This is a genomic window from Sphingobium xenophagum NBRC 107872, assembly GCF_000367345.1.
Lineage (GTDB): Bacteria > Pseudomonadota > Alphaproteobacteria > Sphingomonadales > Sphingomonadaceae > Sphingobium > Sphingobium xenophagum.
The window spans coordinates 170,525-190,627 of sequence record NZ_BARE01000012.1 but is presented as its reverse complement, the minus strand read 5'-3'; the positions used below and the strand labels follow the sequence as shown (position 1 = coordinate 190,627).

Genomic DNA, 20,103 nt, shown 5'->3' with positions numbered 1-20,103 from the left:
ATCGTCGACAAAATCATTGAGGAATTGGTGCCAGGCCTTGGTCGTGAGACGTGTCTCGCTTAGAGCCTGATCCGAAGGTTGTTAAGCAATACCAGTATGTTGTGATTCACGCCTCTTAGCGAAGAGATGGAGTGAATGGTGGCAGGGACTGGTATTGCCCGGCGGGAGCATAGCCGGGATGGATTGCGATATCCAAGCGATATGACGGATCGCGAATGGCTTTTGGCAGCGCCGTTCATTCCGCCCGCGAATCGAGGTGGTCGGCGGCGTGCAACTGATATGCGCGAGGTTCTCGATGCGATGCTCTACATTGCGGCGAGCGGTTGTGCGTGGCGTCTGCTGCCAAAATGCTTGTCGACGGTGCGACGCTACTTTTACGCCTGGCGGGATGCTGGTCTGTTCGACACGATCAACACGGTGCTGGTAATGAACCTGCGTGAGATTGAAGGGCGTGAGGCGTCGCCCAGCGCCGGGGTGATTGACAGTCAGTCTGTCAAAACCACCGAAGGGGGCGGAATTTCCGGCTTTGATGCAGGCAAGAGGGTGAAAGGCAGGAAGCGCCATATTCTGACTGACACCTGTGGCTTCCTGATCTTCATCCTCGTTCATGCTGCCGATATTCAGGATCGAGACGGTGCCGTTGATGTGCTGGTCGCGATCCGCAAGCGGTTCCCCTGGATGCGGCATATCCTCGCTGACAGGGGCTACGCCGGTGACAAGCTCAGGTCAGCTCTTGCCTCCATGGGGCGCTGGACCATCGAAATCATAAAGCGATCCGACAAGGCGACTGGCTTGGAGGTCTTGCCCTGTCGGTGGGTGGTCGAACGGACTTTCGCTTGGCTCGGTAGGTGCCGTCGTCTCGCCAAAAATTGGGAAAGGTCTATGTAATTGCTCAGGGGGTTGGCAGAAGGAGGTTGCACGGGGGGGGCGAATGCCTGATTTGTCCTGTGCATGCCGCCGCCGCCTCTTCATGTCATGAGCGAAGCCGAGAAGAGCGAGCTTCTGCTCGCGCAGCACGATATGATCGAGCGTATGGCTGCACGGATTTTCGAACTGGAGGAACTGGTCGGCAAGACGTCGAAGAACCCGCATGTGCCGCCCTAGAAGGATGATTTTGGCAAAGGTGGAGGCAAGGGCCGCAAGGCAAAGCCGGGCAAGCGTTCTTCTCGTGAAGGCAAGCATCGCCCACTTGCGGAAACCCCAGACAAGATCGAGCGGGTCATCGCTGCAGCCTGCGGCCATTGCGGAGGCGACGTTTCCGGCCAGACCCAGAGATGGCGGCATCGTTACGATCATATCGACCTGCCGCCGATCCGCCCGGTCGTGACCCGGGTGAAACTGCTGGGTGGGCGCTGCCGGGGATGTGGACACCGTTATCGTGCGCAGGCTCCTGCCGGCATGGAGCCGGGAACCCCGTTTGGACCGGGCATCCGCGCCTTGCTCGCCTGTCTGCACCACAGCCATCATGTCAGTTTCGAGCGCCTGTTCCGCATTGCATCGGAACTGTCCGGCCTGAGCATCTCCCAAGGCGCCATCGCTAACGCCTTCCGGCGAATGGAAGCCGGCATGGCAGCCGCGACCCACGCGATCACCGACAAGGTGCTGACCGCACGGGTCATCGCATCCGACGAGACGACGATCCGCACCCAATGGTATCATCCACTGGCAGTGGGCCTTCCTCTCGAAAGAGGCCGTCCTGCGCAGGATCGCCCCGCGCCGGGCGCGCGGTGTCGCTGAGGAGGTTCTGGGCGGACACCAGCCCGATGTGTGGATCTCCGACCGCTATGCCGGACAACAGGAAATGGGCAAGGAGCGTTCAGCGCCGCGATGGCCTCGTCCGGACCGGTGTTGACGCTGACAATGGCGCCGTAGGTAAAGTTATCGTGTTTGAAATGATGGCTTCGAGCAACTCCACGTTCTCGTCGAGTACCTGAAAGCCCCAGGAGACCTTATCGTGCTATCGGGCCTCTCTTGTGTTATTGTCCCAATATTGCGCGACCGGGCATCGACCGTGAAATTTCATCGCGCACGCTTGCGATAGCTGTTCCATCCGATCGCCACCGTCAAAATGGCCGCAATCAAAGCCGGTATGGCGTAAATCAGGAAGATCGCGGGGATTGGCACATTTGCCTGCATGAGCAATCCACCCGCGATCGGCCCCAGTACCGCGCCGATGCGCCCTACGCCCAATGCCCAGCCAATTCCGGTGCTGCGCATCTCCGCGGGGTAGAGTTCGGCAGCGAGGGCCCAATATCCATTGAAGCCGCCCTGTACTGTCACGCCGATCAGCAGCGCGATCAGCAATACCAAGCTAAGAGGCGAGGCAATGATCCCAAACATGATGAGTGCTCCGGCGGCAAACAAAAGAAAGAAGGCGATCACAGAGGGAAGGCGACCTTGACTTCCGAGCCAGCCGACCAACAAAGTTCCAATGAAGGCGCCTAGATTGTACAGTGCACCGGCCAGAATGGCGTCTTTAATGCTTAGTCCGCGTTCCGCCTCCATTTTCGGGATCCAAGATATAGCAAAATAAAGTACGAAATAGGCCATCGTCACCGCCGACCACAACAAGGCGCTGGTGGTGCCGCGATCATTGTCAAACAGGGCGCGCAGCGTAAAACGCGTCCGACTTCCCTTGGGGACCGGCATCACGGCAAGCGGTTCCAGAGCAAGACGGCGGCGAATGCGGTTGACCCGATCCAGATCGCCTGGTCTGCCTCTGGCGGTGAGGAAGGACACTGATTCCGGCAACAGGATCAGGATTGCGAGCAGCAGTATTCCACTACAGATCCCGATTGCAGCCAACATGGGGCGCCATCCATAAGCAGGCAGGAAGGCAGCAGCACCGAAAGAAACGAATATCGCGCAAAGCGGCCATCCTGCCTGCACGAAACTCACCGCGAGACTGCGCCTGTTCGCCGGCGCGAACTCCGCTGCCAGGGCGGTCATACAAACCCCGATCGTGCCCACACCTATGCCAGTGAGAAACCGAAGAATCATCAGTTCCGGTACAGTTTGGACCGCGGCGGATGCACCGATCGCACCGGTGGTGACAATCAACGAACCGACGATCAGCGCCCGCCGGCCGAAGCGATCGGCAAAGGGAGCCACGGCAAGGCAGCCAATGGCCATGCCGGCAAGACTGGCGCTCAAGATGAGGCCGAGGCTGGCTGGCGTGATCAGCCATTCACGCGAAATGGCCGGCGCGATCAGAGACATGGCGAGGATATCGGCGCCATCGAGCATGCTGAGCAGGAAGCAGCACGCGACCACGGTGACACGAAGCGCCGTCCAGCGTTCGGTACCCTTTTCAGCGGGGATATCCGTAAATACCGCCGGGGCCATCAGAGCGATCCTCGCCCGCCATTGGGGGAACACCGCCAGTGCCCTGCTCCACTGCCGTCGCGCCGATTTGCCATCACTCTCTCCTGGTCTGCTGAGCCTGTCTGTGTAGCCATGCTCATTGTTGGGTGGCTATATGCGCGGTTCATACGCGCCATCGCTTAATAAGGCCCATCGGTTTTGAAACCTGATTGTGCCGCAAGTCTGATCGGGGCATTCGCCGCCCCGTACCCATTGTAATTGCGCCGCTCGACTATCTCGAAGAAGACGCGCTTTTCGACTGCGCGACTATAAAATTGAAAATATTCGGCTTCACGATCGCGGTCGTAAAGGATGTGCAGCGCCGCCATGTGGCCGATCAGTTCATCGTCCAACGCAAAACGCGCCGCCAGATCATCATAATAGTTACGCGGAATTTCGAGCGTCTCTAGCCCATTGTCGCGCGCGCGCTCAGCAGCAGCAAATATGTCGTCGCACGATAGCGCGATGTGCTGGACACCTGCACCCGAATATTTCGACAGAAAACGTCCGGACAATGTTCGCTGGGTGCCTGAACTGTTGAGCGTTATCCGCAGCGTCTTGTTTGCGGATTCTACAGCCTGGCTCTGCACTAGACCCAATGGATCGCTGATATGGATTTGCGACGTTTTTGTGACGTCGAACAAAGTCACATAATAAAGAATCCAGCTCATAAATTCTTCATAGAATGTTGTCTGGGCAATATGATCGATCTGATTGAGGCCGATTTCGCGCGCTGTGGCCGACGTGTCGCCGACAGCCGCAAATTCCTTGTCCCAGACAGTTTCTTCGCTGCCCGCCTCGATGAAATAGATCAGACTACCGCCAACCCCGCGAACGGCAGGAATCCGCAGTTCACCTGGTCCGACAGATTGTTCGAAATCAGGAATCGACAGCGCCTTGGCGCGGGCCAGTGCGGCTGCGACGTCCGGTACCACTAATCCGATGGCGCAAACCGAAGAGCCATGCACGACATCGAAACTGCGTGCGAACCCGTCGGGTTCGCGGTTAATGACAATATTTATCCCGCCCTGCGACCAGCGTTCCACGGCTTTTCGTCGGTGGCGACCCACCGCTGCGAAGCCGAGCTGGGTTAGCGTCTGCTTCAATGCCTGCGCCTCAGTATCGTCGGCGGCAAATTCGATAAATGCGATACGAGTGGGCGTCACCCGCGGCGTCAGGGTGGGACGCGCCGCTGCCCGCGGCTGGCGTCCGACATTGTCCTTCAGCGCGATCAGCGACCGATGGCCGTCCAGCGCGACACCTGTACAGGAGCCCTGGCGGAAACGGTCGTTGAAGATTTCCAGCGACCAATAGCCATCATAACCGATGCGCTGTAACTGCGTAGCATAGTCGGTCAGCGGGAAATCGCCCTGACCGGGCATATTGCGAAAATGTCGCGCCCATGTGAGATAATCCATTTCCAGCCATGGCGCATCGGCCATCTGGACCATGAACAGTTTGCGTGCATCGATGTCGCCGATGCTCGCCGACGGTATCCGGCGCGCCAGCGAGTGGAAACTGTCAAGAATCAGCCCAAAGGCGGGATGGTCGACGTCGCGCACAATGCCCCACGCATCGCGATGGTCGTTGACGTGCAGCCCCCATGCAAGCGCTTCATAGCCGATACGCACCCCGCATCGTTCCGCCCGCTCGGCCAGCGCGGCAAAGTCGTCGATTATGCGACCTCTATCGAACAGGGAATGCGGAGAACAATTCGAGCAGATCAGCAGCAGATCCGTGCCAAGTTCATTCATCAACGCAAATTTGCGTTCGGCGCGATCGAAGGCGCGCGTGCGCCACGGCTCTGGCATTCCCTCAAAGTCTCGAAATGGTTGAAATAGCACGCATTCCAGCCCGAGATCGCGGATCTTTCCACCGATTTCCCTAGGTGTTCGGGGGGAGGTGAGCAGATCGGCCTCGAAAATCTCGACCCCGTCATAGCCAGCAGCGGCGATTGCCTGGAGCTTCTCGTCGAGCGTACCGCTGATCGATACGGTGGCGATCGAGGTCAGCATTTCCGCGCTCCTGCCTCATTCGCCATTCCCTGCTGGAAATTGCGCAACATTCGTTCGAGGTCGGCGGTCAGGCCGGTAAAGATATTGAAGGCAGCGCCTGCCTGGAAGACAACCATACCTGATCCGCCGAGCGTCCGGCAGCCTCGGTTGCGTGCGGCCCGCAACAATTCCGTTTCTAGCGGGAAATAGATGATGTCGGCCACCCAAAGCTCCGGCCGCAAGGCGGCGGCGGGTAGAGGGATGCCTGGATGCCCGGTCATGCCCATCGGGGTTGCATTCAACACACCGCTCGCTGCAGCGAGTGAGGCGACCAGGTCACTGCCGATGCGGACCCGGTGGCTCCCATGCCAGGCGCGCAGATTTTCAGCCAGGCTTTCGGCACGCTGGAGATCCTGATCGTGAAGTAGCAAGAGGCCTGCGCCCATTTCGAGCAATGTGTGGGCTGTCGCCGCGCCAGCACCGCCCGCCCCGATCTGGACCACGACATCCAGCGCAGCGCCCGGCAAGCCCCTTATCAGGCTTTCACCAAAGCCGAAGCCGTCGGTATTATATCCCTTGGCAATACCGTCCCTAAAAGCGATCGTATTGACTGCGCCGATCCGCCGCGCTTCGTCGCTCAACTCATCAAGGAAAGGTATGACCGCCTGCTTATAAGGGTAGGTAACGTTCAGACCGGAGAATTTCAGGTTCCGCGCGGACCTCAAGAAGTCCGAAATATCCCCGACAGACAGGCCAAGCGCATTGAAATCATAAAGCGTGTAGATCAGCCGCGCTCCCTGCGCGTCGCCCTCGCCTTGATGAAGCATCGGCGAACGCGATCCGCCGATCCCACTGCCAATGAGGCCGGCTAGAAAGGCATCGCGAGAGTGGTTCTCCGCTGGCGCGATTTGTTGCTCCGCAATAGCGAAGATATCGGCTTGGGTTTCATGCATAGGAATATCCGTTTCAAGCCTCATGCTGCGATGTCACTGCGTTTGTTCGATGCCGAAAAGAGCGGCTGGCGACGATGCCGCGTCGGATCGGCCTGGATGCGATGCTCTTGCAAGTTCCTCGCATGTCAACGCACCGCATGGGGAGCGACCCGTGCGCCGACCTGGCCTGTTCCTGGCGCCGCACGGATGTCGATCGCATCGGGAACAACCGCATCCTCGACCCACGCCATCAGCGGCGTCAGCAAATCCATTATGCTCGGGCCGCGCCCGCCGCCGCAATGGCCGACGCCAGGCAGCATGTAGAGCCTGAGCATCCGGTCGGCGGCTTCGCCACCCATGGCTGCGCGGACGGACGAGACGTAGTCGAGCGTACTCGACGATGGCACCGATGCATCGGCCCAGCCATGCCACAGCAGAACCTTTCCGCCACGCGATGCAAAACCGCTGAGATCGCCATCGACTGCGTTCAATTCGTCGGCGAAGTGATAAAAGCGGCTGATTGAAGCAGGATCGAACCCGACGCTCCTGACATCGACCGGCGATGTGAACGGTTCGCCGGTCATGTAGGTGATGAAGTTGCGTCCGAACAACTCCGACACCTTCGCCTGCTGGTTCCAGCTATATTCCGATCCGACTGGCGCGCCGAAATAGAGCGGGCGACCGTCTGTTCCCGATGGACCGCGATACACAGCGAGAATGTCGGCGAGGCCATCTTTCGACAAGCAAAGAGATTTTTGCTGGCTGCGGCAGATGACGCGCGCGAGCCGAGGTTTACACCGGGCTGGATCGACGACCATCTTGGCAGGGCCGGGAGAACCGCATTGCCTTAGAATTTCGGCATGGACCAGTTCCAACGTGGCGTCGTCATAGCGCGGCGCGCTCCGCTCATCGATCAGATGCTGAACCAACCAAGCATGATAGATGCTGTTGTTCGCGGTCTGGTTCACGACGGGAGCCCCGGCGATGATGCCGTCGAAATCCTCAGGGTGACGCTGCGCCTCCATCAAGCCTTCGCGACCACCGTCGGAGCAGCCGCTGAAATAGGCGAACTTCGGGCCTTGGCCATAATAGAGTTGGATGATCGCGCGCGCCGCCAGAGTGACGACGTGCACGCCGCGGTTGCCGAAATCGCGAACGCCTTGCGGATTTCCTGATGCCCAGACCCCGTCCATCAGATCAGCGGAGTGCCCAAGGTCGCTGCCGACGAGGGCCAATTCACCATTGGTCAGCGGCAGGCAGCCGTGCGCCGCAGGCGCGCGGATGGTCACCTCGCCGCAAAACCCGCCGCATCCGGCAAACAACAGCCGCTGGTGCCATTTGTCGACTGGCAAGCGTAGTTCGAAGTTCACTTGTGGAGCGACATATCCCTTGATCTGGCAAAAGGCGGCGGTGCCATTTTGCTGGATCGTGGCCGTCACGATTCGGGCAGGGGCACCATCAGCGGACACGACTTTATTCACCAGCGCGCCGCACGCAACGACCGGCATGACGCGCGGCAGGCTCCGCGCCTGGGCGGTCCCGATTAGCGCAGGCGCTCCCGCAGTCATTACGAGGAGCAGGAGCACAACGCGGTGCATCGCGGCGATGGAAAGATAAGACTTCATAAAAGGCCTTCATCAATACTGACAGAGTGAAGTCAGGAGGCGATGTGCGAGGCGAACCAAGGGGTTGGCATCAGAGTCGCCGTGCCGATGCTATCCTCGCGGTCGATTGTCAGGACGCAACAGGTTTCTGGCGTCCATGTGGGCCAATCAGGCGCTCCCCTCGCGGCGGGATGGCCAAAGCGGATGAAGTTGCACCAGCGCCGATGGACGCGCTCTGCAAGCACCGCATGGTCGGGGGCTGGATCGACGCCGCGAAAGGCAATCGACCTGGGAGTGTTCCAGACGAAGGGCTGTTCGATACCATGGAAGGCCTTGCCGGCTAACGGACCGCTTGCGGCGGCCCAGTTCCATTCATAGACATGCACCTGCCCGCCGGACCGCGCGAATGCGTTCGCAAACAGTAGCGAAGGCACGCCGAACGTCATCGCTGTTCTGAAGCTCATCATGTCATGTTCGATCCGACCGCTGGCAAACATAGCCCGGAACCTCTCGAACGCCAGTTTCTGGTCTGCGCTGAGCTGCTCTGGACCGATAGCGTCGAACAAGCTCATTTCGTCGCGGTCGTATCCGATCAACAAGGACCGACCCGCTTTGCCGATCCACTTCGCCATTTGATAGGGATGGCCCGGCAGGATATCGTTGTCGATTACGCCGTTGGCGGAACCATAAGCCAGTGCCCTGGCCTGAAATGCGATCAGGTCGCTTGCCGGAGCGGCAGGCCAGTCAAGTGGGGCGAGGCCGGTCGCGCGGGCTTCGCGCGCCAGTGTTTCCGCACTGGCGTTCGCGTCGGCGAGCGATCGAATGCCGTGACCACTGCCGCTTTGCACGATCGCTCGGTGGAAAAGGCCGTCTGCAGCCGGCGAAGCGCATAGCGAAACGACATTGAAGGCGCCAGCCGACTGACCGCCCAGCGTGACATTGTCGGGGTCGCCTCCAAATTCGGCGATGCAGCGCCTGACCCATCGCAGCGCCTCGATAATGTCGCGCAGGCCGTTGTTTCCGCTGCCGACGTAACTCGGCCCCAGGACATGTCCTAGTTCGACAAAGCCGAGTAGGCCCAGGCGATAGCCGACGTTGACGCAGACGATGCCGTCCCGGGCGAATTGGGCGCCATCGACCCGATGCTCAAGCGCATAGCCCGAAACGTTGCCCCCACCGTGGACGTACACATATACCGGGTGCGGTCCGGGCGTACTCGGTGCCCAAATGTTGAGATACAGACAGTCCTCGCTCTTGCCTGGAGCCTCGTTCCAGACCTCGATTTGAGGCGCTGCGTTTGGGTTGCGTGTCGCGTCGCGGACACCATCCCATGGCGCTATAGATTGGGGATGTTTGAAACGCAGTTCGCCGATCGGGGGCTTGGCATAGGCGACGCCGCGAAAATAGCGCACACCCTCGGCTTCCGTTCCACGCAGTCGCCCTAGCGGCGTCGAAACGACGGCTGGCGCGCCCGCCGGAACGGGCGGGGCCGCAGGGATATAAGGTGCGTTAGCCCCCATGCCTTCACCTCGAATACCGGAGCCGATTGTCTGTGCGGCCAATGCCTTCGCAACGGTCGCACCGGCAACTGAGCCGAGCATGGCCACAACCGCCCGCCTCGTGAACATCATTGGACTTCTCCCCGTTTCGGGATGTGTCACTGTCCCGGCAGGAGGCAGTGACGCATTTCCGACCTTAAAAAGCGCCGCGAAGGCTCATGGAGAAAGAACGACCCGTGATTGGATAGACCAGGCCGTTTGCGGTATAGATGCTGTTCGCCTGTGCCGGGGGCAATTTGTTGAATATGTTCAGCACGCCCAGATTGACGACCCACTGATCGCGCAATGGGATTGAAGCGGCGAAGTCGAATGTCGTGAACGATCTTTCTTCCGTGATGCCTGCCAGGCCGGGCGTGCTCTCCGTGAACTTGCTTTTGTAGTTCACGGTAAAGCCTGCGCTTACGCCGCCCACATTGACGCCAGCCGCTCCGCGCAGATTGAGTTTCGGCACCGGCGCGACGGCGGTGTTGTAGGTGCCAAGGACGTCGTTCGACACACCGGCAGCGTTGGTGAAGTCGTATTTGAACATCCAGGTCCCGTCGATCGACAGGTAAGGCGTGGCGCTGCCGACACTGCCGCCGAGCCGAGCATTGAAGTCCAGGCCGCTCAACTTGAGCCGATTAGCGTTGAAGAAGCCTGGAACCGTCACAAGCTGAATCTGTTGGCTGACCGGATCGCGCCGTATTGCAGGGTTTGTCGGATCGGCAAGGATGAAGCCGGTGACATCCGTTCCGGTAATCAGATGCTTGAAGTCGATGTTGAAATAGTCGGCACCGAATTTGAGGTTGCCGATTTCGGTCTGGGCCGAGTAGTCAGCGGCCAGATTCCAGCTGACGGCGCTTTCGGGGTCCAGCCCAGTCGATGGCAGCAGCGTGACCGCAAAACCGTTCTGCGCATTCTGGGTAATTGGATCGACCGGGATGCCGCCCAATCCCGATCCCCCGATGAACTGAAGCAGTCCAGGTGCGCGTTCGGATCGACCGATCGAGCCTGAGAAGGACAAGCCGGTCAATGGGCGCCATCCGAACGCGGCCTTGGGATTGAACGTGCCGCTGCCGGGGTTTGAATCTTCGTACCGGCCGGCGAAATTGATGTCCAGTGTCGCGGCGAGCGGGATGTGTAACTCGGCATAGGCTGCGTTCACCGTTCGCGAAACATCATAGTCGATCGTGGGACCGCCGAAGCTGACATCGGTGCTCTTGCTTTGCGCATCGTTCGTCTGGGTCGCGCGCTCCGACCGACGCTGGACACCCAGAGCGAGTTGCACCGGCATCCCGTTCCACAACTCCAGCAGCTTGCCGGTGACGCGCGCGTCGAACGTCGAAAGGCGGAACTCGCTGTTGTTGGTTCGCGCAACGGCGATATAGTCGATCAGCGCCTGAGAGTTGTAGAGCGCCGAGCCGGGCTGGGCGAGGTAGGAACTTGCGAAGGGATTGAAGCACAAAGTGCCGCTTGCGCCCCCCTTGCAGTTCAGCGCCGCTTGCAGACGGCTGTTGCTGGCGTAGCCACCGTTGTTCACCGCTGAATTGTTGATGCCATAATAGGCGCTCGCTTCGGCCTTCCAGTTACCGTCGATGTTCCAATTTAGCGCGCCTCGGGCCTTGTATGTGTTGGATCGTGTAGCGGTTACCGACTTCAGCCCGAGATAGGCCGAGCCCCAGCGGTAATTCATTGTGGCAGGCGCTCCGAACGGATTGCCGGGGTTGTTGGCGGGGACGACGAGAGTCGCCGTGTTCACAGGAAAGCCGACTGAGTTGAACCGCCGGAGCTGGACCATAGAAGCTCCGCCCTCCACATTGAGCGTCAGCGCGTCCGACAGTTCGTGCTTCACGTTGACATAGCCGACGCCGCGATCGATCTGGGCAATCATGCCCCGCAGCAGGGTCAGATCCTGGCGGCACTGGCCGTTCACCGGCAACCCGGCGACCGGGACTCCACCGATCTGACTGCTTCCGCACAAGGGGTCGGGCCTCGCTACACCGTTGACAAAAAACGTGGCTGGATTGGCGAAGGCGGACGTCTGACCGAACTTTGCGATTCGCGCCGGGCCGTAGATGTCGGTCGTGAAGACCTGATCCTGATGGGCATATTCAAACGCTGCGACGACCGAGGTTCGCTCGCCTTGTGAGCCGAACGCGACGGAAATGTTGCCGTTCTTGCGCGACCGCCCATCGATCAGGTTGAGCCTGGCACTGAACTTCAGGCCGTTTAGCTTGGTGTCGGTGATGAAGTTGACGACGCCGGCCACCGCATCGCTCCCGTAGAGCGCGGAGGCGCCATCCTTCAGCACATCCACGCGCTGGATGAGAATGGCAGGGACAAGGGTGTTGACGTCGACCGAGAAGCTGTCCTGGCCACCAGGTTCCGCTACCGAAACCTGCCGCTGTCCATTGAGGAGGACGAGCGTGGCGCGCGGGCCAAGACCGCGAAGGTTGATCGCGGAGACGGGACTGTTGCCCTGATCATTGCTGCCACCGGTTACAATGTTACCGGAGGTCGAGGGTAGCTGCGCAAGCGTCTCAGCAACCGACGCCCGGCTGCTGTTGAGTAGATCCTCGCCCGAAACTGCGGTCAACGCGCCTTGCGACTGGACATTATGGGTGAGGTACGAGCCGGTAACGACGATATCGATGATTTCATCGTCTTTGGCCGCCGTTGCGTCAACGCCTGCTTGCGGCGTCTGCGCAACCGCGTGCGTAGCGCCTGCGATCAATGCAAATGCGCTGGCACTGGTGCGGATCGCTTTAGCCCGGATTATTCGTGACGTTGTTCGCTTCGGCGGTCCGCGTTTTTCGGTGCCAGCCTGTATGTGATCAGGACGAGGGATTTCGCTGCGTCTATTTCACCGCGGATATTTGATAGGCTTGCGAGTTGGAGGGAGCGGTTCTGGCGTGCGGCCGGGGCGGCTATGTCGGGGCAGGCCTGAAGGCGGCCGCAATGGCCCGGAAGGTGCTGGCCTCGGGACAGGCTGACGCGAAGGCGATGCGGATGCGGGTTGCGGTTTCGATCACGCGGGCGGCGACCTTGAGGAGCCGCAGGCGCAGCGTGGCGAACTCGGCGGCGGCGAGCGCGCTTGTCTTGGGTATCGCCTGCTGGATGCGCCACATCAGCCAATAGGCGGCGGTATGCAGGATCAGCCGCATCTGGTTTGCGTTGGCCGATCGGCATGAAGTTCGATCGCTGCTGAGCTGGCTCTTGTGCCGCTTGATCAGGTTTTCGGCCTGACCACGGGCGCAGTAAAGGCTGTCGTAGATGTGCTCGGCCGAGCCTTCTGCCAGGGAAGTGACGACGTAGCGGATGTCCATGCCCAAGGTGCTGGCTTCGATCCGGGCGACGACGCGGCGCTGACACTTCCAGCTTTTCGCCCCATAGCGGATTTCGGCATAGCTGCGCAGCACCACCCGGTTTTCCTCGGCACGCTGGACGGCACAGGCATCGGCGGCGGCCACGATGTCGGGATTGGCACGCAGGGCGGCGTTGGTGGGAAGGCCGAAGACATAGTCGATGCCATGTGCCTCGCAGAAGGCCATGACCTCGGGCCTGCCATAATGCCCGTCGCCACGGACGGTGATGTGCGTAGCGGGCCAATGCTGGCGGATATGCCGCACGAGGCGCCGGATGTGCCCGGCGGCCTCCGCACCCGAGGGCGTCTTGCCGGTGCGCAGCAGCATGGCGACGGGGCGGCCCGTCGCCGTATCGTACACGTGGATCGGCAGAAAGCATCGCTCGCCATGGTGACCGTTCCAGAACGAAAGTTGCTGGTAGCCGTGCACGACGTCGCAGGTGTCATCGATATCCAGCGTCACCGCTTTGGGCGGTTTGGAATAGCTGGCGCAGTAGATGCCGACCATCGCAATCATCATCCGTGCCAGTTCGCGCGTGGTCGGGGCGTTCTCCCACCGGCTCATCGTCGGCTGGCTCGCCAGACCGACCCCTGCCTCCGGCGACTTACCCAGCGCCAGGCGAAACCCCGGATCGTCACGCAGGGCGTCGAGGTCGTCGGCGTCCTCGTAGCCGCAGGCGATCGCCAGAACCCGCGCCCGCAGGATATCATCCACTCTATGGATCACCCGCGCAGGGTCGCGCGGGTCGGCGATGCAGGCGGCAAGGCGCTTGCAGATACCCATCTCCCGCTCGGCCTGGGCCAGCAGCACTACACCACCGTCCGAGGTCAGTCGCCCTCCGTCGAAGGCGCCCGTCACCTTCTTGCGCAACACCGCTGGAAACGAAATCACCGCCGCGCTATCGTGGCTCTCGGCGGGTGTGGCCTGTGGCATTTTTTGCCTCGCTGCAGGTTGGTCTAGACATCCAATTTCCTACAGCAAGCCAAAGGCTTACGCCACTCCCGCCAACCCTCAAAGCCCCACCGCTGAATAAGACGGGTTAGAGAAGCTTGCCATTCTATATTCCCTCCTTTTTACGCCTGCGGCTTTCGAGCCTGCTTGGCGGATAAATGGACCAAATTGTCCATTTCATATGGACCGTTTAGTCCATTGTTTGACATTGTCAATAGCGGGCGTATAGGATCCGACAGATGTGAAGGATGGAGAGGAATTGCGGTGGCTCGCCCAAAGCGCACAGGTGCTGACGCAGGGGTGGCCGACCAAGTGCGGAGCCGTATCTTGGATGCTGCTTTGAGCGAGTTCGCGTCAAAGGGCCTCCAAGGGGCGCGTGCCGAGGAGATCGCGCGACAGTCCGGCGCGGCGAAGCGGATGATCTATTATTATTTCACCGACAAGGAGGGGTTGTATCGCGCCGCCATACAACATGCGTTCAGTTCACCCAGCGCCCTGGGTAATCTGTCCGATCTGGAAGACATGGCGACCTTGCCGGCTCTGGAGGAGATGATTGGACGTACCTTCGATATGCATGTCGAACGTCCAGACTTTGTAAGATTGCTGCTGCAAGAAAACTTTCAGCACGGCGAGCATATAAGAACGATACCCGAAATCAGCCAAGGCACTCGCTCCACGATCGCGACGTGGAGGAAGCTGCTTGATCGAGGCATCCGCGAGGGCTTGGTCAGGGAAGACGTCGATCCAGTCAAAGTGCACCATTCGATCAGTGCGCTTGGTCAATTTTACATTTCGAACCAATATTCTCTCAAGGCCAACTTCGACATCGATTCAAGCCTGCCTGAAACCGTCGCTCTACAGAAGAAGCATGTCATTGACATGATTTGCAGGTGGATTTTGCGCCCAAGTACGAAATTCGGGCCAAGTGAATAGGTCATGAGGCCGCCGTCCGCCTATCGAACAGGCACAGCCAATCAGAGCGTTGCAGCAACTGGCTGCAAGACTAGTACATTGGTCGCGGCAACAGGAATGTCCCCGATATTCTACATCGCGCTGCCACTGATTCTGTTCGTCCATGCGCTAGATCGGGGTGCTTTGGCGACGTCGGGGCCTCAACTCTTCCTTGAACTGGGTTACACGAACACCGCCTTCGGCCTACTACTGTCTGCCTATTTCTTCACGAACATTCCAGGTCAGTTTGCAGCGGGGTGGTTGATCGACAGGATCGGTGCATATCGCACCTTGGCAGCGGGGCTGCTGGTCTTCTCGATGGCGACGCTGCTGACCGGTTTGGCGTCCAGCTTTATAGCTTTGCTGGGTCTTCGATTGCTTGTCGGGCTGGGCGAGTGCGCCAGCTTTCCCGCCAGTTCCAAACTGATCGCTCAATATCTACCGGCGCACAGGCTCGGCATTTCCAACGCGCTGGTCGGCACGGGACTGATGCTTGGCAACGCGGGTGGCTTATTGCTCGGCGGGTTCATCATTGCTGCAGCAGGATGGCGCGCCATATTCTATGTCTTTGGCGCACTATCACTGATGGTTCTGGTAATCTCGGCTCTCATTGTCCCACTGGGGGCGAAGAATCCTGCAGTGGGGGAGCTCAAGGACCGGATCGAATATTCTTTCATCCTGCGCAAACGCGAACTTTGGGGTGCTACCTTCGGTCATTTCGCATTTAATTATCCTTATTTTCTGCTGCTATCCTGGATGCCGACCTATCTCGTCCGGCAGCATGGGCTTTCGTTCGGTACGATGGGCCTCGTGGGTGGAGCTTTCTATCTGCTTTCAGCCATCATGGGGATTGTAGTGGGCGTATTGTCCGATCACCGCATCGCTGCCGGCGCTGATCCAAGCCGATTGCGCAAGCAAATGCTTTGTACCGCCGGCGTCATCATGATCGCGTGCATGCTCGCTTGTGCGCTCGGAACCGCGGGGGTCGTGATAGCAGCCTTGTTGCTATATTCGGTAGGAAGCGGCTTGTCTGGGGTGACCATCTTCGCTGCGGGTCAGACGCTCGCAGGCCCTCTTGCGGCCGGAAGGTGGATGGCATTGCAGAACGGCTTGGCTAGCTTTGCTGGAGTGCTCGCGCCAATCCTTACTGGTTTGATCATTGATCTCACGGGGTACTTTCAAGCGGCGTTTGTCGCAGCTGCGGTCGCGGTCTCGCTAGGGATCATCTGCTGGACGCTGATAATCAGACGTATTGAGCGGATCATGTGAGTGTCCAAAGCGGATGAGGTCGTCTAATCGCAGCCAGTTTTGCACGCAGATATTGAGCTAATCGTATGCCGGGTTCAGGGTCGTCTTCGCGGTCAGCATGAGCCGCCGCATGTTGGGTCTTCGTAGGACGGGACTTTCCAATGTGGACGGCGCATTCGGACAGTGTCCGATGCATCTCATCAGTCGGAAGGGTCCAGCCCAGGTCCCGGCAGGGACGAGTCCGCTCGCTGGCTGGCTGCCAGCGAAATTGCTATGCTGGGGCGCCGGTGATCTGCCCCCTGCGGAGTGGCCCAGAGACTATGATAGTCTGGACCACGAAAGGGACATCGAATGCCAAGCAAGAAGCACAAGCCGGAAGAGATTATCGGCAAGCTGCGTGAAGTTGAGATCGTGCTGGCGCAGGGGGCATCGACCGCCGAAGCGTGCCGCCGGATCGCGGTTAGCGAACAGACCTATTACAGGTGGCGCAAAGAATATGGCGGCCTGAAGACCGACCAGGCACGGCGGATGAAGGATCTTGAGAAGGAGAACCTGCGGCTACGCCGTATGCATCCGGCGAGACGCGCCTTGTCGTGAGGTAGGGGCCTGCTCTTAAGAACGCTCTCGAGAGCACGCTTAGGAGCAGTGGATGCGGCAGATCACGGTGATGACTGGGCCGGAACGGCGGCGGCGCTGGAGCGACGAGGAACGGCTCCAGATTTTGGCAGAAGCCTTTGCGCCTGGGGCCAGCGTTTTGGCTGTGGCGCGTCGGCACGATATTTCCACGGCGCGCATTTACACGTGGCGCAACAAGCTGCGGCAGCCGCCCGCCCTGACGGAGTTCGCCCAGGCGGTGGTTGACGATGGCGAACAGCAGAATGCGCACCAGGCCGCAATGCCGGTAATCATCGTGGATCTGGGTGGCAAAGGGCGCGTGAGCATATCTGCGTCGGCACCAGCTGCCTTGGTGTCGGCAGCGCTCAAGGCCCTGCGATGATCCCAGCTGGCGCGCGGGTGTGGATTGCGATGGGCCACACAGATATGCGGCGCGGCATGCAGAGCTTGGCAGCAATGGTGCAGCAGAGCTTCTCGCGAGACCCATTTGCCGGCGATCTTTGGGTCTTTCGCGGGCGCAGCGGGGCGCTTGTGAAGATAATCTGGCACGACGGCCTGGGGATGTCGTTATATTCGAAGCGATTGGAACGAGGGAAGTTCATTTGGCCCGCCGCGAAGGACGGCGTGGTGTCGCTGACGAGCTCACAGCTGGCCTGTCTGCTCGACGGAGTGGACTGGCGGAACCCGCAATATAGCTGGCGCCCACAGAGCGCAGGATAGGCGCAGATTTTCTCGGCGGAGGCTGCATTTTCCGCTTCATCCGGGAGGTTTTCTATGATTCCATCCAAGTTGTGGACGCCGCCGTTTCGCCCCTGCCTGACGATATCGAAGCGCTCAAGGCGTTGGTACGGCTCAGTGCGCAGCGCGCCGATGAAGCCGAACAGCGGGCCACGAGCGCTGAAGCAGAACTGGCCAATGCCCGTGCCCGGGAGAGCGCCACCGAGGCGTTGATCTCGCACTACAAGTTGCAGATCGCCAAGCTCAGGCGCGAGCAGTACGGCCCCAGCGCCGAACGCACCCGCCGGCTTCTTGCGCAGATGGAGTTTGAGCTCGAAGATTTGGAGGCCGACGCCGCCGAAGATAATCTGGCCGCCGAGACCGCCGCGACAAAGGCGACGAACGTCACCGCCTTTGAGCGCAAGAGGCCAGTTAAAAAACCGTTCCCCGACCATTTGCCCCGCGACCGCGTCGTCGTTCCGGCGCCCTGTTCCTGTCCGGCCTGTGGCGGCATGCGCCTGTCGAAGCTGGGCGAGGATGTAACCGAGACGCTGGAGGTAATCCCGCGTGCCTGGAAGGTCATCCAGACCGTACGCGAGAAGTTCTCCTGCCGTGACTGCGAGAAGATCACGCAGCCGCCCGCGCCATTCCATGTCGTGCCGCGTGGCTGGGCAGGGCCAAGCTTCCTCGCCATGCTGCTGTTCGAGAAGTATGGGCAGCACCAGCCGCTCAACCGCCAGGCGGAGCGCTTCGCTCGCGAAGGCGTGCCGCTGAGCGTCTCCACGCTTGCCGATCAGGTTGGTGCGGCGTCCTTCGCCTTGATGCCCATCTTTCGGCTGATCGAGGCCCATGTCTTTGCCGCCGAGCGCGTGCATGGCGACGATACCACCGTGCCGGTCATGGCCAAGGGCAAGACCGATACCGGTAGATTATGGGATTATGTCCGGGATGACCGCCCGTTCGGCGGCGCCGATCCGCCGGCGGTGGTTTTCTATTATTCGCGCGACCGGCGCGGGGAACATCCCCAGGCGCACCTCGCGTCCTGGTCCGGGATTCTGCAGGCTGATGCCTATGCGGGCTATTTTGAGCTGTACGCTCCCAACCGCCAGCCTGGTCTCATCCTGGAGGCAGGATGCTTTGCTCACGCGCGCAGGAAGTTCTTCGAACTTGCTGACGTCGAGGGCGCTGCGCGCAAGAAGAGCCGCGGCGAGCGGACTGGCCCGATCTATCCGATTGCGCTGAAGGCGGTGCAGAAGCTGGACGCCCTGTTCGACGTTGAGCGCGGTATCAACGGCAAGACACCAGCGGAGCGGCTTGCCGCCCGTCAGGAGTTGAGCGCGCCACTGATCGCCGAACTGCACGACTGGTTGAACGCCCAACTCGCCAAGCTGTCGCGTAACCATGATCTCGCCAAGGCTATCAACTATATGCTCCGGCGCTGGGACTCCTTCACCCGCTTCCTCGTCGATGGCAGGGTATGCCTCACGAACAACGCAGCGGAACGGGCGCTACGCTGTGTGCCACTCGGGCGGAAAGCATGGCTATTTTGCGGCTCCGATCGCGGCGGTCAGCGCGCCGCCATCATGTTTTCACTCATTCAAAGCTGTCGCCTCAACGACCTCGATCCCCAGGCTTGGCTCGCCGACGTCCTTGCCCGCATCGCCGGTCATCCGGCTAATCGGCTTGGCGATCTGCTCCCATGGAATTGGAAACCAACAGCGTTGAAGCTGGAGCCGTGACCTCATAGCATCACGGCATGGAATTTGACCCGCAACCCGAACTGATTGAATCCTCTCTCTGCCGGTCCATCGAACAGGCGGGCGTACGGCTGACCATCAACATCGTGCGGCTCGCCACCGAACGTGGTTGGTCCCTCGAGGTCGTCAACGAGCACGGCACCTCGACGGTCTGGGACAATCTATTCCCCACCGACCGCGATGCCGATGCTGCATTCCGCGATGTGCTCGCTCAAGAAGGCGTCGAGGCCTTCCTCGGCAAGTAAGATGCCAAAACCCCCAGCAAACCGTCAGTAGCCGCGGTCCTCACCGGATGCGTACGCTACGCCGGGCGATCTCCGACCTGACGTTGGACAAGCTGATCCTGCAGGAGGCTGCCAGGGGAAACTTCTGAGCCCCGCTCGGCGGTGACGCTGCATCGATCATGTTCGACGAGAGCTTCCGGTGTCCGAACGACGGATCTGCCGGGTGCTGGGCCAGCATCGATCGACGCAGCGCAAGGTCCCGCGCGGGGCAGATGATGAACAGGCGCTCACGGAGGACATCATCGCGCTGGCAAAGCAATATGGTCGCTACGGCTATCGCCGGGTGACAGCATTGCTGTGTCATGCAGGATGGACGGTGAACCATAAACGGGTCGAGCGTATCTGGCGGCGTGAGGGGCTGAAGGTCCCGCTACGTCAGCCGAAACGTGGCAGGCTCTGGCTCAACGACGGATCATGTATCCGCCTGCGGCCGGAGTATCCAGGGCATGTGTGGGCCTACGACTTCGTCGAAGGTCGCACGCATGACGGCCGCAAGTTCCGCATCCTGACGATCATCGACGAGGCCAGCAGGGAATGCCTGGCGCTCATCGTCGCGCGACAGCTCAAGCATGAGGATGTGCTGGCAGCCTTGGCGGACCTGTTCATCTCGCGCGGCCCGCCAGCCAATATCCGGTCCGACAACGTCCTAGGTTGGGAAGCAGCGGCGGGAAAAGGCCAGCAGGTCTCGTTGCGCCGAGCGTGATCGGCGCTGATGACTTTTTGATCCAGATGGCTTCCATCGTCAAGGAATGCGCTCTCGGCCATAGCAAACACAGGATCCAGC

Annotated in this window: 13 protein-coding genes and 4 pseudogenes; 10 read left to right on the top strand and 7 right to left on the bottom strand. The window is 60.3% G+C overall.

The features are described from left to right. Window positions 1-135: 135 nt before the first annotated feature. Both SX1_RS22460 and SX1_RS22455 read left to right on the top strand, forming a co-directional pair. A pseudogene (locus SX1_RS22460) lies at window positions 136-885 on the top strand (IS5 family transposase); the annotation flags it as partial. Window positions 886-951: 66 nt separating this feature from the next. Further along, a pseudogene (locus SX1_RS22455) lies at window positions 952-1,810 on the top strand (IS66 family transposase); the annotation flags it as partial. A 209-nt stretch (window positions 1,811-2,019) separates the two neighbouring features. On the opposite strand, the gene SX1_RS07665 reads toward SX1_RS22455, so the two are convergent. The 7 genes from SX1_RS07665 to SX1_RS07635 all read right to left on the bottom strand — a co-directional run bounded on the left by SX1_RS07665 (window position 2,020) and on the right by SX1_RS07635 (window position 13,729). Continuing rightward, window positions 2,020-3,345, bottom strand: coding sequence for an MFS transporter (locus tag SX1_RS07665; protein WP_019052509.1), 1,326 nt, complete (start codon window positions 3,343-3,345; stop codon window positions 2,020-2,022). A gap of 158 nt (window positions 3,346-3,503) precedes the next feature. Further along, complete coding sequence (locus tag SX1_RS07660; RefSeq protein ID WP_019052508.1) at window positions 3,504-5,378, bottom strand: bifunctional sugar phosphate isomerase/epimerase/4-hydroxyphenylpyruvate dioxygenase family protein; 1,875 nt, start codon at window positions 5,376-5,378, stop codon at window positions 3,504-3,506. After that, window positions 5,372-6,334, bottom strand: coding sequence for a shikimate dehydrogenase (locus tag SX1_RS07655; RefSeq protein WP_255209718.1), 963 nt, complete (start codon window positions 6,332-6,334; stop codon window positions 5,372-5,374). Before SX1_RS07655 ends, SX1_RS07660 begins: the two co-directional genes overlap by 7 nt. Window positions 6,335-6,435: 101 nt before the next feature. Beyond that, complete coding sequence (locus SX1_RS22450; protein ID WP_019052506.1) at window positions 6,436-7,914, bottom strand: tannase/feruloyl esterase family alpha/beta hydrolase; 1,479 nt, start codon at window positions 7,912-7,914, stop codon at window positions 6,436-6,438. Window positions 7,915-7,946: 32 nt separating this feature from the next. Further along, window positions 7,947-9,524, bottom strand: coding sequence for a carboxylesterase/lipase family protein (locus SX1_RS22445; RefSeq protein ID WP_019052505.1), 1,578 nt, complete (start codon window positions 9,522-9,524; stop codon window positions 7,947-7,949). Window positions 9,525-9,588: 64 nt separating this feature from the next. Continuing rightward, a complete protein-coding gene (locus SX1_RS07640; protein WP_019052504.1) occupies window positions 9,589-12,165 on the bottom strand; it encodes a TonB-dependent receptor domain-containing protein in 2,577 nt (858 codons plus the stop codon). 193 nt (window positions 12,166-12,358) lie between these two features. Continuing rightward, the gene (locus SX1_RS07635) at window positions 12,359-13,729 is read right to left on the bottom strand and encodes an IS1380 family transposase (RefSeq protein ID WP_019052503.1); all 1,371 of its coding nucleotides are present in this window, start codon (window positions 13,727-13,729) and stop codon (window positions 12,359-12,361) included. 345 nt (window positions 13,730-14,074) lie between these two features. Between SX1_RS07635 and SX1_RS22440 the strand changes: the two genes are divergently transcribed. From SX1_RS22440 to SX1_RS22435, 8 genes and pseudogenes are all read left to right on the top strand, one after another. Beyond that, entirely contained in the window at window positions 14,075-14,680 is a 606-nt protein-coding gene (locus tag SX1_RS22440) for a TetR/AcrR family transcriptional regulator (protein WP_157410119.1), read from the top strand. Window positions 14,681-14,776: 96 nt separating this feature from the next. Further along, complete coding sequence (locus SX1_RS07625; RefSeq protein WP_019052501.1) at window positions 14,777-15,967, top strand: MFS transporter; 1,191 nt, start codon at window positions 14,777-14,779, stop codon at window positions 15,965-15,967. A 330-nt stretch (window positions 15,968-16,297) separates the two neighbouring features. Further along, a pseudogene (locus tag SX1_RS07620) lies at window positions 16,298-16,513 on the top strand (transposase); the annotation flags it as partial. Between the two features lie 82 nt (window positions 16,514-16,595). Beyond that, window positions 16,596-16,943, top strand: coding sequence for an IS66-like element accessory protein TnpA (gene tnpA, locus SX1_RS07615; RefSeq protein WP_019052499.1), 348 nt, complete (start codon window positions 16,596-16,598; stop codon window positions 16,941-16,943). Continuing rightward, window positions 16,940-17,281, top strand: coding sequence for an IS66 family insertion sequence element accessory protein TnpB (tnpB, locus tag SX1_RS07610; protein ID WP_019052498.1), 342 nt, complete (start codon window positions 16,940-16,942; stop codon window positions 17,279-17,281). The genes tnpA and tnpB overlap by 4 nt, the downstream gene beginning before the upstream one ends. Before the next feature lie 71 nt (window positions 17,282-17,352). Beyond that, window positions 17,353-19,017, top strand: a complete 1,665-nt coding sequence (tnpC, locus tag SX1_RS07605) for an IS66 family transposase (protein WP_019052497.1) — start codon at window positions 17,353-17,355, stop codon at window positions 19,015-19,017. 17 nt (window positions 19,018-19,034) lie between these two features. Beyond that, a complete protein-coding gene (locus tag SX1_RS07600) occupies window positions 19,035-19,280 on the top strand; it encodes a hypothetical protein (RefSeq protein WP_019052496.1) in 246 nt (81 codons plus the stop codon). 56 nt (window positions 19,281-19,336) lie between these two features. Beyond that, window positions 19,337-19,962: pseudogene (locus SX1_RS22435) on the top strand (IS3 family transposase); the annotation flags it as partial. Window positions 19,963-20,103 lie beyond the last annotated feature (141 nt).

Excerpts from the sequence above, each read along its gene's own strand:
- tnpB (WP_019052498.1), top strand. The coding sequence starts at position 16,940 with ATGATCCCAGCTGGCGCGCGGGTGTGGATTGCGATGGGCCACACAGAT.
- SX1_RS22445 (WP_019052505.1), bottom strand. The coding sequence starts at position 9,524 with ATGATGTTCACGAGGCGGGCGGTTGTGGCCATGCTCGGCTCAGTTGCC.
- SX1_RS07660 (WP_019052508.1), bottom strand. The coding sequence starts at position 5,378 with ATGCTGACCTCGATCGCCACCGTATCGATCAGCGGTACGCTCGACGAG.
- SX1_RS22450 (WP_019052506.1), bottom strand. The coding sequence starts at position 7,914 with ATGAAGTCTTATCTTTCCATCGCCGCGATGCACCGCGTTGTGCTCCTG.
- tnpA (WP_019052499.1), top strand. The coding sequence starts at position 16,596 with ATGCGGCAGATCACGGTGATGACTGGGCCGGAACGGCGGCGGCGCTGG.
- SX1_RS07600 (WP_019052496.1), top strand. The coding sequence starts at position 19,035 with ATGGAATTTGACCCGCAACCCGAACTGATTGAATCCTCTCTCTGCCGG.
- SX1_RS07665 (WP_019052509.1), bottom strand. The coding sequence starts at position 3,345 with ATGGCCCCGGCGGTATTTACGGATATCCCCGCTGAAAAGGGTACCGAA.
- SX1_RS07655 (WP_255209718.1), bottom strand. The coding sequence starts at position 6,334 with ATGAGGCTTGAAACGGATATTCCTATGCATGAAACCCAAGCCGATATC.
- SX1_RS07635 (WP_019052503.1), bottom strand. The coding sequence starts at position 13,729 with ATGCCACAGGCCACACCCGCCGAGAGCCACGATAGCGCGGCGGTGATT.
- SX1_RS07625 (WP_019052501.1), top strand. The coding sequence starts at position 14,777 with ATGTCCCCGATATTCTACATCGCGCTGCCACTGATTCTGTTCGTCCAT.